Source organism: Ruegeria sp. YKSF131, from assembly GCF_059612645.1.
The window spans coordinates 20,370-33,929 of record NZ_JBXWQZ010000001.1 but is presented as its reverse complement, the minus strand read 5'-3'; the positions used below and the strand labels follow the sequence as shown (position 1 = coordinate 33,929).

The window sequence follows — 13,560 nt, the reverse complement described above, 5'->3', positions numbered from 1 at the left end:
GGGAATAAGACAATGGCAGCTCCGGCGCAGAATCTCAGGATCAATGGCGACAGGTTGTGGGACAGCCTGATGGAGATGGCTAAGATCGGTCCCGGTGTTGCGGGGGGGAATAACCGGCAAACTCTGACTGACGAAGATGCCGAAGGCCGCGCCTTGTTCCAGAAGTGGTGTGAAGAGGCTGGATGCACCATGGGTCTGGACCAGATGGGCAACATGTTTGCGCATCGTGAGGGCACCGATCCGGACGCTTTGCCGGTCTATGTGGGATCGCATCTGGATACGCAGCCGACCGGTGGAAAATATGACGGTGTGCTGGGCGTTCTGGGCGGGTTGGAAATTATCCGAACGCTCAACGATCTCGGGATCAAGACAAGACATCCCATCGTGGCGACCAACTGGACCAACGAGGAAGGGACGCGATATGCGCCTGCCATGCTGTCGTCCGGTGTCTTTGCAGGAATGCACACGCAGGCTTGGGCGTATGACCGTGAAGATGCCGAGGGAAAGAAATTCGGGGATGAACTGAACCGGATCGGTTGGCGCGGCGAAGAAGAAGTCGGCGCGCGCAAGATGCGCGCTTTCTTTGAGTTGCATATCGAACAGGGCCCGATCCTTGAAGCTGAAGGCAAGGATATCGGCGTCGTTACCCACGGTCAGGGTCTGAGCTGGACACAGATCACGCTGACCGGAAAGGATGCCCATACCGGTTCGACCCCGATGCCGATGCGCAAGAATGCCGGGCTGGCGATGGCGCGCATTCTTGAGAAAGTGGACGAAATCGCCTGGTCTCATGCACCGCATGCGGTTGGTGCTGCGGGGCATATTGACGTTTTCCCGAACTCGCGAAATGTAATCCCCGGAAAAGTCGTTTTTACGGTCGATTTCCGCTCGCCCGAGCTGGAGGTGATCACCGACATGGAAAACCGCCTGCGGGTGGCGGCGGAAGATATTGTCGAAGAAATGGGCCTGCAGATCGAATTCGAGAAAGTCGGCGGTTTCGATCCGGTTAAATTCGACGACGATTGCGTGTCTGCCGTGCGCGATGCGGCTGAGAGGTTGGGCTATTCGCATACCAACATCATCTCGGGCGCGGGGCATGATGCCTGCTGGATCAATCGTGTGGCCCCGACCGCCATGGTCATGTGCCCCTGTGTCGACGGACTGAGCCATAATGAGGCTGAAGAGATCAGCAAGGATTGGGCAGCAGCCGGGGCAGATGTCCTGCTGCATGCCGTGGTCGAGACTGCCGAAATCGTGGAATAGGGGGCGCTGCCCCCGTCGCCCATTGGGCGACTCCCCCGGAATATTTTTGGCCAGATGAAGCAAGCGGCGCAGACCGCATCAGGGAGTTCAAAATGAGTACTGTTATCAAAAACGGAACCGTTGTCACCGCGGATTTGTCTTACAAGGCGGATGTATTGGTCGAAGGCGGCGTCATCACCGGGATCGGGATGGGTCTGAAAGGTGATAAAGAGCTGGATGCGACCGGCTGTTATGTGATGCCCGGTGGGATTGATCCGCATACCCATCTGGAAATGCCGTTCATGGGCACCTATTCCAGCGACGATTTCGAAAGCGGTACGCGGGCGGCCCTGGCGGGGGGCACGACGATGGTTGTTGATTTCGCGCTGCCCAATCCGGGTGAAAGCCTGCTGGATGCCCTGAAGCGCTGGGACAACAAATCGACACGGGCGAATTGCGACTACTCGTTCCACATGGCAGTGACATGGTGGGGTGAACAGGTATTTGACGACCTCAAGACCGTGATCGAGACGCGCGGCATCAACACGTTCAAGCATTTCATGGCCTATAAAGGCGCATTGATGGTGAATGACGATGAGCTTTACGCCTCGTTCAGGCGTTTGGCCGAACTGGGCGGAATCGCAATGGTGCATGCCGAGAATGGTGACGTTGTTGCCGAGCTGAGCGCCAAGCTGCTGGCCGAGGGGAACTCTGGCCCCGAAGCGCATGCCTATTCCAGACCACCGCAGGTGGAGGGTGAGGCCACCAACCGGGCCATCATGATCGCTGATATGGCGGGCGTGCCGCTTTATGTTGTTCATACATCCTGCGAAGAGTCTCATGAGGCCATTCGCCGGGCCCGAATGCAGGGCAAGAGAGTGTGGGGCGAACCGCTGATTCAGCATCTTACCCTGGATGAAAGTGAATATTTCAATCAGGATTGGGATCACGCCGCGCGGCGGGTCATGAGCCCTCCGTTCCGCAATAAGCAGCACCAGGACAGCCTGTGGAATGGCCTGCAATCAGGATCGCTGAGTGTTGTGGCAACCGACCATTGCGCCTTTACGACAGAACAGAAACGCTTTGGAGTTGGGGATTTCACCAAGATCCCTAACGGGACCGGCGGTCTGGAGGATCGGATGCCGATGCTGTGGACACACGGTGTGAATACCGGGCGCCTGACGCCCAACGAATTTGTAGCGGTGACTTCAACAAACATCGCCAAGATACTGAATTGCTATCCGAAAAAGGGCGCGATCCTTGTTGGAGCGGACGCAGATATCGTCGTATGGGATCCTGAGAAAACGAAAACGATCAGAGCCAGTACGCAGCAATCTTCGATCGACTACAACGTGTTTGAGGGCAAAGAGGTCAAAGGCTTGCCGCGCTTTACGCTGACCCGTGGACAGGTTGCGGTACATGATGGTGAAATCCGCACGCAGGAAGGCCATGGCGAGTTCGTTGCGCGCGAGGCAAATACGACCGTCAACAAGGCTTTGAGCGCGTGGAAAGAACTAACCGCCCCTCGGCCAGTTGAGCGGACAGGTATCCCGGCGACGGGGGTTTGATCCGTTGGGCCGCTATTTGGGCGGCCCCGGTACCACTCTTTTCAAGGCAGTAGAATGACCACTGAAAGCACGACCCAGCACGTCATCGAAGCAAGGCAGCTTGACCTCACCTTTCAAACCAATGACGGGCCTGTTCACGCGTTGAAAGACGTGAACCTGACGATCGACAAGGGTGAATTTGTTAGTTTCATTGGCCCCTCGGGCTGTGGGAAAACCACTTTCCTGCGCTGTATCGCGGCCTTGGAGTCACCGACCGGCGGGTCGCTGACTGTCAACGGAATGACAGCGGACGAAGCGCGGCGGAACAGGGCCTATGGGTATGTCTTTCAGGCAGCGGGCCTTTATCCCTGGCGCACCATCGCAAAGAACATCAAGCTGCCGCTTGAGATCATGGGCTATTCCGCGTCCGAGCAGGAAGAAAGGGTGAGAAAAGTCCTGGAACTGGTTGATCTTGAAGGGTTCGGTGGAAAATTCCCATGGCAGTTATCCGGTGGGATGCAGCAGCGCGCCAGCATCGCACGGGCCTTGGCCTTTGATGCTGATATCTTGTTGATGGATGAGCCGTTCGGCGCTTTGGATGAGATTGTGCGCGACCACCTGAACGAGCAGCTTCTGGCGCTTTGGGCAAGAACCGAAAAAACCATCGGTTTCGTGACACATTCGATTCCCGAAGCCGTATATCTGAGCACCAAAATTGTCGTGATGAGCCCGCGGCCGGGGCGGATTACGGATGTGATCGACAGCCCGCTGCCAAAGGAACGACCGTTGGACATTCGTGACACCCCAGAATTCATCGAAGTGGCCCATCGTGTTCGCGACGGGTTGCGGGCGGGGCATTCTTATGACGACTGATCCGGGGGCAGAAACCATCAGACGGGCCGTAGTAGGTGACGTGCCGGCTTGTGCCCGCGTGATTTACAATTGGGCCTCGCAGACGGACTGGATGCCTGATGAAATGCCGGTGGAGGAATTGGCGGCCTTGATCCGCGATGCGTTCGACAGCCGTGAGATCTGGGTCGCGGGTGATCCGGTTGATTGCTACATGTCCGTTGATCCGGCACAGAGTAAAATCGGTGCGTTGTATTGCAGCCGGACGGGGCAGGGAATTGGCAAGTGTTTCGTTGACAAGGCGAAGGAGGGTCGGACCCACCTTTGGCTGACAACACACAAACCCAATCAGGCGGCGCAGAGGTTTTACCGCCGTGAAGGGTTCGATGTAACCGCCGAAGAACTGCCTGCACCGCCAGACACAGTGCCCGTCTTTCGTATGGAGTGGCACGCATGAAGCAGATCATCGCCGTTTTCACCGTCGTCGCCGTGATCGTTCTGTTCTGGTATGCCGCTTGCGTTCCAATGAACATCAAAGGGGTTTTGACCGAACTTGAACGTGGTGGAGCCGAGGTTCAGCCGCCCACCGCAAGCGCGCGCCGGGATCTGGGAGAGTTCGGTCTGGTTCTGGATAATTCGTTCGCGATTCCAGTAACTTGGGAGCAGGGCAAGCCCCGTTTGCCATCACCTCATCAGGTGGCGACTGAACTGTGGGATACAACTGTCCTGAAGAAAATCAACTCGAAAAGATCGCTGATCTTTCATGGGTGGGTGACACTCAGCGCTACGATTCTGGGCTTTGTCATCGGGACCGGGCTGGGAGTCTTGTTGGCCGTTGGGATCGTGCATAGCCGCGTGATGGATTTGTCGGTCATGCCATGGGCTATCGTGAGCCAGACGATCCCGATTATCGCTCTGGCACCGATGATTATCGTGGTCCTGTACTCGGTTGGGGTTCAGGGGATCATTCCCAAAGCGATCATCTCAGCGTATCTGAGCTTTTTTCCGGTTGTTGTAGGCATGGTCAAAGGGTTGCGCAGCCCTGACGCGATGCAACTTGACCTGTTGCGGACCTATAATGCCAGCCAATCCCAGGGGTTTTGGAAACTGCGCTTGCCTGCGTCGATGCCATACCTGTTCACCTCGTTGAAAATCGGTATTGCGGCATCGCTGGTCGGCGCAATCGTGGGCGAGCTGCCGACAGGCGCTGTCGCAGGATTGGGCGCTCGGTTGCTGGCAGGCAGTTACTATGGTCAAACCGTGCAGATATGGTCAGCGCTTTTTGCAGCAGCCATTCTGGCCGCGTGCCTGGTCGGTTTGCTGGGATTGATTGAACGGTCGGTTCTGAGGCGAATGGGGATGGCGCAATGATGTTGGTTGTCTTTGCTTTGCTGCTGTGGGCCTTCGGCTGGTGGTTGAACAGCCGATTGGCCAGTGGCCCGCAAGCCGACAGCCAGATGGTACGCTTCCTGGCACCGGTGATTTTTGGTCTGACCATCGTCGGAGCCTGGGAGCTGGTGGTCCGCGGGCTTGAAGTACCGCTGGTCATTCTGCCTGCACCCTCCGCCATAGCGGTGCGATTTGCAGGTAGCCTTGACATTCTTTGGGCCGACTTTGTTCAGACGATCCTGAAAGGCGCGCTCAGCGGATATGTCATCGGCTGTGGATCGGCCTTCCTTATAGCGATTGCTGTTGATCGGTGGGATTTCCTGCGTTTGGGGCTATTGCCAGTCGGGAATTTCGTCGCGGCTTTGCCTATTGTGGGGACGGCACCCATTCTGGTCATGTGGTTCGGGTTTGATTGGCATTCCAAAGCGGCGGTGGTCGTTGTGATGGTGTTCTTTCCGATGCTGGTCAACACCGTGGCCGGTCTGCGCGAGGCCACAGCGATGCAGCGTGACTTGATGGAAACCTATGCTGCAAGTTATTGGCAGAGCTTTCTGAAGTTGCGGTTGCCTGCGGCGATGCCTTTCATTTTCAACGGGTTGAAGATTTCGACAACTTTGGCTTTGATTGGCGCCATCGTGGCTGAATTCTTCGGATCGCCAACACTCGGTATGGGATTTCGGATATCCACCAGCGTCGGTCAATTGTCGTTGGACATGGTCTGGGCCGAAATCGTTGTTGCCGCTATCGCAGGTACGGCCTTTTATGGCCTGGTGGCGGGAATCGAAAAAGTGGTGACGTTCTGGCACCCCTCACAACGCGGATAAGACGAAGAAAATCAACAGACCCTGAAAATCGGGGCGCAACAAGCAACTAGGAGAAATGAAGATGAACAAGCTATTCAGCGGGGCGGTTGCCGCCTTTGGTCTGGCAGCCAGTACGGCGCTGGCGGCGGATGAAGTGACACTGCAACTGAAATGGGTCACGCAAGCACAATTCGCGGGCTACTACGTTGCCAAGGACAAGGGCTTTTACGAGGAAGAAGGGCTGGACGTTACAATTCTGCCCGGCGGGCCTGACATTGCTCCGACACAGGTGATTGCGGGCGGCGGTGCTGATGTGACCGTTGAATGGATGCCTGCCGCTCTGGCCGCACGTGAAAAAGGGTTGCCGTTGGTGAACATCGCCCAGCCGTTCAAAAGCTCGGGCATGATGCTGACCTGCTGGAAAGATGCCGGTATTTCGTCGCCCGAGGACCTGAAGAACCGCACGCTGGGCGTCTGGTTCTTTGGCAATGAATTCCCGTTCATGAGCTGGATGAGCCAGTTGGGCATCAGCACTGATGGGAAAGGCGACAACGGTGTGGAAGTTCTGAAACAGGGCTTCAACGTCGATCCGCTGCTGCAACGTCAGGCGGATTGCATCAGCACCATGACCTACAATGAATACTGGCAGGTCATCGATGCCGGTGTCAGCCCGGATGAACTGGTTACTTTCAAATACGAAGACCAGGGTGTCGCGACGCTGGAAGACGGTCTTTACGTTCTGGAAGAAAATCTCAGCGATGCGGCGTTCACCGACAAGATGCAGCGGTTTGTGCGCGCCTCGATGAAAGGTTGGAAATACGCCGAGGAGAACCCCGATGAAGCGGCAGATATCGTGCTGGAGAACGATGCAACGGGTGCGCAGACAGAAGAGCATCAGAAACGCATGATGGGTGAGATCGCCAAGTTGACCGCAGGTTCGAACGGCGCGCTGGACCCGGCGGATTTTGATCGCACCGTTGGTACTCTGCTGGCCGGAGGTTCTGATCCGGTGATCACCAAAACACCCGAAGGGGCCTGGACGCATCAGATCACGGACGCTGCTCTGAACTGACGCCAACGGTTCATCTGACTGATAAAAAACGCGGTCCCAATCGGGGCCGCGTTTCGTATTCGGGATGTCGGAATTGTGTCTGTGCTTGGCACCGAAATGAAGTAGTATTTCCCTGTAATCTAGCGATTTCTGTACGAAATGTAGATAACAAGGAAGAAAATGCAGGAATTTTCATCAGAATTCAGCGCTGCGATCGCCTTGATTCTCGGGGGAGATTCTGAGCTGTGGGCAATTGTGTTGTTGTCTCTGAAAGTGTCCGTGTTTGCAGTGCTGGTTTCTGCTCTGATCGGAATGCCCGTGGGGGCTGCGTTGGCCGTCGCCCGGTTCCCCGGCCGCAGGATGCTGATCGTCCTGATGAATGCACTGATGGGGTTTCCACCGGTTGTCGTGGGCCTGCTGGTCTATCTGACCCTGTCCCGTTCCGGTCCCCTTGGGGTGCTTGAGCTTTTGTACACTCCGACTGCCATGATCATTGCGCAGGTCGTTTTGGTCACCCCCATTGTCGCGGCTTTGACGCGTCAGGTTGTTGAGATGCTGGCTGAGGAATATTCCGAACAGCTGCGCTCCTTGGGTGTGTCACGGCTGGCCTCGGTGCCGGTTTTGTTGTGGGATGCGCGACTGGCACTTGTCACGGCTTTGCTTGCAGGTTTTGGACGCGCCATCGCCGAGGTGGGCGCGGTTATCATCGTTGGCGGAAACATCAATCATGTGACCCGCGTGATGACGACAACCATTGCGCTTGAAACGTCGAAGGGAAATCTGTCTCTGGCACTGGCGCTGGGGGCGATCCTGATCGGAATTGCAATTGCCGTAAACGCGATGGTCAGCGCGGTCAGTTTGCGGGCCGAACAGGAGGGGTTGCACCATGCGTGACGTGACCTGTGACATGTCGAACTGTCTGACAGTTGAAAACTTGCAAATTCGCAGCAACGGCAAGGTTTTGCTGGATGTTCCTTCATTGGTTATGGATGGTCTGGGGCCGACGTTGCTTCTTGGCCCCAACGGTGCGGGCAAAAGCCTGTTGCTGCGGTGTTTGCATGGCCTGATCTCGCCGGATCGCGGGCGGGTGGTGCAGGATGGAAACCCTCTGGGCGCCGCGCAGAAAGCGCGCCAAGCCATGGTGTTTCAGAGACCGGTTCTGTTGCGACGGTCTGTTGCTGCAAACCTGGGCTTTGTCCTCAAACGACAGGGCATTGGGCGAACAGCAAGAAAGGCACGTATCACCGAGTTGCTGGCCGAAGGCGGGCTGGATGGTAAGGCCCGGCAATCCGCCCGATCACTGTCGGGCGGCGAGGCCCAGAGGCTGGCCATATTGCGTGCCTTGGCGCTGGAGCCCGAAACACTGTTTCTGGACGAACCGACCAGCGCCCTTGATCCCGGCGCGACACAGATGATCGAACGTATGGTTCTGCGCGCCTCTGCGCGGGGTGTACGGATCGTGATGGTGACACATGATATTGGTCAGGCCCGTCGTTTGGCCTCGGATGTGGTCATGATGCAGGGCGGTCTTGTGGTTGAACACGGTCCCGCAAAACAGGTTTTGGATACCCCGGTAAGCGAAGCATCGCGCCGCTACCTCGCGGGTGGATTGGTTACTTAAAAGATAAAACGGAGAGTATGATGTTCCGCGCAATATTTCGGGCAGCAGTGATAGCCCTTGGTCTGTCGGCAAGTGCGGCCAGGGCAGAGACTCCGTTCATTGTCGTTCAATCTACGACATCCACCCAGAACTCGGGGCTGTTGGACTATATTCTGCCGTGGTTCGAGGCCGATTCGGGCATTGACGTGCGCGTCGTGGCCGTAGGAACAGGTCAGGCAATTCGCAACGCAGTGAACGGTGACGGTGACGTCCTGCTGGTTCACGCCAAATCCGCCGAAGAGAAATTCGTCGCTGATGGATATGGCGTGGAGCGGAGGGACCTGATGTATAACGATTTTGTATTGGTGGGCCCCAAGGCAGATCCTGCCGGAATTCGCGGTGGTGCCGAAATTTTGAACGCTCTTGCTGCGATCGCAAGCGCTGAAGCCCCGTTTGCATCGCGCGGAGATGACAGTGGAACGCATAAGGCCGAGCTGCGGCATTGGTCTGCCGCGGGGCTGGATCCAACCGGCGCATCCGGAAGTTGGTATCGGGAAACCGGGTCGGGTATGGGGGCAACGCTGAATGTGGCCAGCGGCATGAACGCGTATACTCTGACAGATCGGGCGACGTGGCTATCCTTTGGTAACAGAGGCAATCTTGAGATACTGGTCGAAGGTGATCCGCGTCTGTTCAACCAATATGGTGTGATCCTCGTAAATCCCGAAAAGCATCCCCATGTGCGCGCTGCCTCTGGACAGCGGTTCATCGATTGGTTGACCGGGCCGGACGGGCAGGAGGCGATCGCCTCTTTCCGACTGGACGGTCAGCAGGTGTTTTTCCCCAATGCGCAATAAGCTGGCCTGCGGCCAGCCCCTGCGGGGCGAGTATTTTTGAAAAGATGAAGGCGCGGGTGGAAGCTCACCCGCTGGCCCCATTGTGGTGGATCGTGCCAATACCAGACAGGTCATAGCCGCCAAATTCGCTTGCCCGCTGGGCGAATTGACCCGAGCGCAACAGGGTCAGCAGTTTCTGTATTGGCGGATCGAAGAAGGCCCGGCGCCAGATCGCGAGGTCCAGCCGCTCGGAATGAGTGGGGACAAAACCCAAGTTGTAGAGCCCGGCTAGGGCGCCAAGCCCAAAACCGGCCTCGGCCTTCCGGTCATGCAGGGCGATGGCCAGCTCTTCTTCTGTGCGTGCGCAGCCTGGTCGAATGTCCAGATCATCCCGGCTCAGACCGTGGGCATCAAGTTGGGAGTCAAACAGGCGCTGGCTTGCCGCACTGTCCTGACGTAGCATGACGGTGCGAGACTTGAGGTCGTCAAAAGAATTGATGTCGGATATGCCCGGGGCAAGAAGCAATCCACGCTCACGTCGGGCGATTTCAAACAGGATCACCGGGGCTTCGCCCAAAGTGTCAAGCAGGGATTCTTTGTTGAATCCGCCATTTTCGTGGATGTGCAGCACAGCGGCCTGCGCGCTGCGTTTGCTGAGCCTGATCAGCCCGTCAAAAGAACCGTCGTAATAGGTGGCCAGCCCCGATCCACTTTCACGTAACGCCCAGTCCAGCAAGGGATCGTGGCTGCCCGCTATGATCGGGGGCAGGGGCGGTTCGGCGACCTGAGGACCGGATCGCGACGCGTTGAGCCAGGCAATGATCTCGGCCCGCGGAAACAACAGCTTACCCATGGCGCGCACGCACGGTATTTCGCCTGACGAGGCAAGGTCATAGGCCTTCCGCTCGCCAATGCGCAGCAGATCGGCCAGTTCACGGGTGGTCAGATATTGCGGCATTCAGTCGAGGCGCACGGCGGTGCCGGATGTTGTGTCAGCGGTACTGAATCCGATTTGTTCCAGCACAAACGGGGCTGCGCCTGCAATAACGACCATCGCGGCGACGGCGGCGAGAAAGGCTTTCATGGGCTCCTCCGGTTCAGTTCCGGTCAGTTGTTGCGCGACGCAGAAAAGCGATAAGATCCTGGCGATCCTGTGCTTTGGCAATCCGCTGCATCGGCATTTTCGACCCCGGAATGTAGTGGTCTGGCCCTTCGTCGAAAAGGGCATTTATCGTTTCGTCATTCCAAATGATATCAGAGCCTTGCAATGTATCCGAGTACAAATATCCGCGAACTGTGCCGGCCGGACGTCCAAATACACCGTGCAGGGTGGGGCCTGCACGTCGTGCATTATCGGAGGACAGGCTGTGACAGATCGAACATTTGCGCGCAAACTGGCGTTCTCCGTTGTCCATCTCATCAGGATTTTTCAGGAAACTCGGTTCTGCCGAGGCCATCTGGTGTTGGCCGGACAACGCGTCCACAGGCCAGCTGTACATCGCCTCGTCAAGTCCGCCCGCATGGATGCTTTTACCGTCTGCGGAAAATGCCAAAGCCCAGACCGGACCGCGCAACGTGGCGCGAAAATCCTGTGCAATGCGCCAATCGACGGTGTCGATGACCATAATATACCCTTCGCCATCGCCTACGGCCAAGAGTCTCCGATCCGGGCTGAGTGCAAGGGCAAGGATCGGGCGGCGGTCCAGTGTGAAGTCGCGCTCTTCCCCGGTGGCAAGGTCAAGGATACGCGTAACACCGTCAACCGCACCATAGGCGATCCAGTTATCCTGTGCATTCAGGGCCAGTTCATTGATGCCGAACCCGTGCTCGACCAGACGCCTTGTTTCCTGCCTGCTGGATACATCCCATAGCCGCAAAGCGCCGTCGACGCCCGCCGAATAAAGCTGCGTGCCGTCAGGTGAGAATGCGACCGCGTTTACGCCACTGCCAGTCGGTCCAAGCCGCGCGGGTTCTGTGCCATCGACAGGCCACAGGCCGATTGTTCCATCCCAGCTGGCCGTGGCAATAAGGGTTTCTGACGTGGCAAGGCCGACAATCTTGCCCTTGTGTCGGCCAATGACTTCACCGCTGGGCCATTTGCGCAGGGTGAAATCGTCCCCAGCAGAATAGAAAGCGGAGCCGTTGAACGCGACTGCGTTCACCGCCGCTTCGTGCCCTTCGAACCAATCTGGCTTTTGCCCGGTCCAAAGACCCACAGAGTTGTCGAAACTGGCTGTTGCGATGCGACCGTCTGGCGCGGTGGCAATGCCCATAATGGGGCCGCCATGCCCTTTCAGTGTAAAGAACTCTGCCACGGCAGGCAGGGGCACCAGCGCCAGCGCCAGAACCAGCCCACGCATCTATTCAGCGGGTGAGGCGGCTGCTTTGCCAGCCTCTTTTTCCTGCACCTCTTCCAGCCAGAGCGAGTGATGCTCGCGCGCCCATTGTTCCTCGACCTCGCCGGTTCCCATGGCGTCAAATGCGCCCTCCATACCGACCGAGCCGAGATAGATATGCGCAACGATGATCGCGATGAACACATAGGCAATCATGACATGCCAGACTTGGGCGAATTGCATCTCTTCCTGCGGTGACATCTGCACCGGCAAGGTCAGACCCAGCGCCTGAGGAACGCCCGTGGCGTTTGCGACCGAGAAGGTCTTGGCGAACAGGGGCAACTCGAACGGAAACAGCAGTGATAAGCCGGACAGACTGATTGACACGCCCAGCAGGATGCAGGCCCAGAAGATGATCTTCTGCCCCGCATTGAATTTCCGGGCGGGCGGGTGGTTGCCCTTGGTGAACAGGCCCCCGCCAGCGGCCAGCCATTTCAGGTCAGTGCGGTTGGGGATGTTATGAGCAATCCAGTTCACCGTGACGATGATCAGACCCAGCATAAAGGCCCAGGCCAGATTGTTATGCAGCCACTTGCAGCCTTGTGCGATGGTGGCGAAACCTTCCTTGCCGAAGACCGGGATCAGGAAGTCGCGGCCATAGAGCGTGAGCAAACCAGTAATGCCGAGGATCAGGAACGATCCTGCAAACAGCCAATGGCCAAAACGTTCAATCCCGTTGAAACGGGTGACTGTGCGGCCCGTTTTCTCTCCATCGATGTGGATTTTCCCACGGATCAGGAAGAACAGCAAAATGATGCCCAACATCCCGGCGATGATGTAAGTGCCATATTCGCGCAGCGGTCCGGTGCGGAAATTCAGCCACCACATGCCACCATCCTGTATCAACACGCTAGCAGCGGGGCCGTTTGACGACACGGTCACATCGGCCGAACCATAGCGCAACGCACGGTACACATCGCTGTTCGATGCAACACCACGGGTGCCAAGCTGCCCCATCAGACCCTCGACATTGCTCTGGCCGGTATTGTCGGAGCGATAAGCGTTATCCACCTTCTCACCACGTTGCCGGGCGAGGATGTCTTCGAGGGTCGTCGCTCCGCCGGTTCCCGCCCTTTCAGGTATGGCGGTGCTGTCATCGGTCGTTTGGGCGGCACCCGAAAAGGTAAGCCCAAGGGTGAACAGAAAAGCGATGAGAAAGCGGAGCATCTGAACCTCGGTCAAATTCCAAGATCGGACAACCCGCGCTGAGCGGGTTGTCCATTGCTTTGTGCAGACAGCGGCTTAGCCGTCTTTCTGGTCGTAGGCAGTACCCCAGCCCCAGGCGCCCGAGCCGAAACCGCGCGCCACGACGCGTTCACGGTAAACAGCCGACACCACGTCGCCGTCACCGGCAAGCAGGGCCTTGGTGGAGCACATTTCGGCGCAGATGGGCAGTTTGCCCTCGGCGATCCGGTTGCGACCATATTTGGCGAACTCTGCGGTCGAGTGGTTTTCTTCGGGACCACCAGCGCAGAACGTGCATTTGTCCATCTTGCCGCGTGAACCGAAATTGCCCGCCTGCGGGTATTGCGGCGCGCCAAACGGGCACGCGTAAAAGCAATAACCGCAACCGATGCACAGGTCCTTGGAGTGCAGGACAACACCTTCTTCGTTCTGATAGAAGCAGTCGACCGGGCACACCGCCATGCAGGGTGCGTCCGAACAATGCATACAGGCCACCGAGATCGAGCGTTCGCCCGGGTTGCCGTCATTGATCGTCACCACCCTGCGGCGGTTGATACCCCAAGGTACCTCATGCTCGTTCTTGCACGCGGTTACGCAGGCGTTGCATTCGATGCAGCGTTCAGCGTCGCAGAGAAACTTTGCTCTAGCCATTAATCGTCCTC

The 13,560-nt window shown here is 57.5% G+C and carries 15 protein-coding genes; 10 read left to right on the top strand and 5 right to left on the bottom strand.

Going from position 1 to position 13,560, the window contains the following annotated elements; translation table 11 throughout:
• The first annotated feature begins 12 nt into the window (after positions 1-12).
• The 10 genes from AC2FLZ_RS00170 to AC2FLZ_RS00125 all read left to right on the top strand — a co-directional run bounded on the left by AC2FLZ_RS00170 (position 13) and on the right by AC2FLZ_RS00125 (position 9,338).
• Positions 13-1,263 (top strand): Zn-dependent hydrolase, encoded by a 1,251-nt coding sequence (locus AC2FLZ_RS00170; protein ID WP_496881574.1) that lies wholly within the window; start codon positions 13-15, stop codon positions 1,261-1,263.
• Between the two features lie 92 nt (positions 1,264-1,355).
• Positions 1,356-2,810 carry a dihydropyrimidinase gene (hydA, locus tag AC2FLZ_RS00165; RefSeq protein WP_480604246.1) on the top strand — a complete coding sequence of 485 codons (1,455 nt, stop codon included), beginning with the start codon at positions 1,356-1,358 and terminating at the stop codon, positions 2,808-2,810.
• Between the two features lie 54 nt (positions 2,811-2,864).
• The gene (locus AC2FLZ_RS00160) at positions 2,865-3,662 is read left to right on the top strand and encodes an ABC transporter ATP-binding protein (protein WP_480553271.1); all 798 of its coding nucleotides are present in this window, start codon (positions 2,865-2,867) and stop codon (positions 3,660-3,662) included.
• Entirely contained in the window at positions 3,652-4,095 is a 444-nt protein-coding gene (locus tag AC2FLZ_RS00155) for a GNAT family N-acetyltransferase (RefSeq protein WP_480558634.1), read from the top strand. The genes AC2FLZ_RS00160 and AC2FLZ_RS00155 overlap by 11 nt, the downstream gene beginning before the upstream one ends.
• Positions 4,092-5,009 carry an ABC transporter permease gene (locus AC2FLZ_RS00150; RefSeq protein ID WP_480516702.1) on the top strand — a complete coding sequence of 306 codons (918 nt, stop codon included), beginning with the start codon at positions 4,092-4,094 and terminating at the stop codon, positions 5,007-5,009. Before AC2FLZ_RS00155 ends, AC2FLZ_RS00150 begins: the two co-directional genes overlap by 4 nt.
• Positions 5,006-5,851 (top strand): ABC transporter permease, encoded by an 846-nt coding sequence (locus tag AC2FLZ_RS00145; protein WP_480516704.1) that lies wholly within the window; start codon positions 5,006-5,008, stop codon positions 5,849-5,851. The genes AC2FLZ_RS00150 and AC2FLZ_RS00145 overlap by 4 nt, the downstream gene beginning before the upstream one ends.
• A 61-nt stretch (positions 5,852-5,912) precedes the next feature.
• On the top strand, positions 5,913-6,902 hold the full coding sequence (locus tag AC2FLZ_RS00140; RefSeq protein ID WP_480476654.1) for an ABC transporter substrate-binding protein: 990 nt from the start codon (positions 5,913-5,915) through the stop codon (positions 6,900-6,902).
• 159 nt (positions 6,903-7,061) lie between these two features.
• On the top strand, positions 7,062-7,775 hold the full coding sequence (locus AC2FLZ_RS00135; RefSeq protein WP_496881573.1) for an ABC transporter permease: 714 nt from the start codon (positions 7,062-7,064) through the stop codon (positions 7,773-7,775).
• A complete protein-coding gene (locus AC2FLZ_RS00130) occupies positions 7,768-8,502 on the top strand; it encodes an ATP-binding cassette domain-containing protein (RefSeq protein ID WP_496715202.1) in 735 nt (244 codons plus the stop codon). The genes AC2FLZ_RS00135 and AC2FLZ_RS00130 overlap by 8 nt, the downstream gene beginning before the upstream one ends.
• A 20-nt stretch (positions 8,503-8,522) precedes the next feature.
• Positions 8,523-9,338: an ABC transporter substrate-binding protein gene (locus tag AC2FLZ_RS00125; protein ID WP_480476660.1), complete on the top strand. Its 816-nt coding sequence runs from the start codon at positions 8,523-8,525 to the stop codon at positions 9,336-9,338.
• 64 nt (positions 9,339-9,402) lie between these two features.
• Here the strand turns inward: AC2FLZ_RS00125 and AC2FLZ_RS00120 are convergent, their stop codons facing one another.
• The 5 genes from AC2FLZ_RS00120 to fdh3B form a co-directional block, all read right to left on the bottom strand.
• Entirely contained in the window at positions 9,403-10,275 is an 873-nt protein-coding gene (locus AC2FLZ_RS00120; RefSeq protein WP_480604255.1) for a substrate-binding domain-containing protein, read from the bottom strand.
• The gene (locus AC2FLZ_RS00115; RefSeq protein ID WP_480476664.1) at positions 10,276-10,401 is read right to left on the bottom strand and encodes a hypothetical protein; all 126 of its coding nucleotides are present in this window, start codon (positions 10,399-10,401) and stop codon (positions 10,276-10,278) included. It abuts the gene before it with no gap.
• Between the two features lie 13 nt (positions 10,402-10,414).
• A complete protein-coding gene (locus tag AC2FLZ_RS00110; RefSeq protein ID WP_480516708.1) occupies positions 10,415-11,677 on the bottom strand; it encodes a c-type cytochrome in 1,263 nt (420 codons plus the stop codon).
• Positions 11,678-12,880: a formate dehydrogenase subunit gamma gene (locus AC2FLZ_RS00105; protein ID WP_480516710.1), complete on the bottom strand. Its 1,203-nt coding sequence runs from the start codon at positions 12,878-12,880 to the stop codon at positions 11,678-11,680. It lies immediately after the preceding gene.
• A 75-nt stretch (positions 12,881-12,955) separates the two neighbouring features.
• Positions 12,956-13,549, bottom strand: coding sequence for a formate dehydrogenase FDH3 subunit beta (gene fdh3B, locus AC2FLZ_RS00100; protein WP_209504177.1), 594 nt, complete (start codon positions 13,547-13,549; stop codon positions 12,956-12,958).
• Between the last annotated feature and the right edge of the window lie 11 nt (positions 13,550-13,560).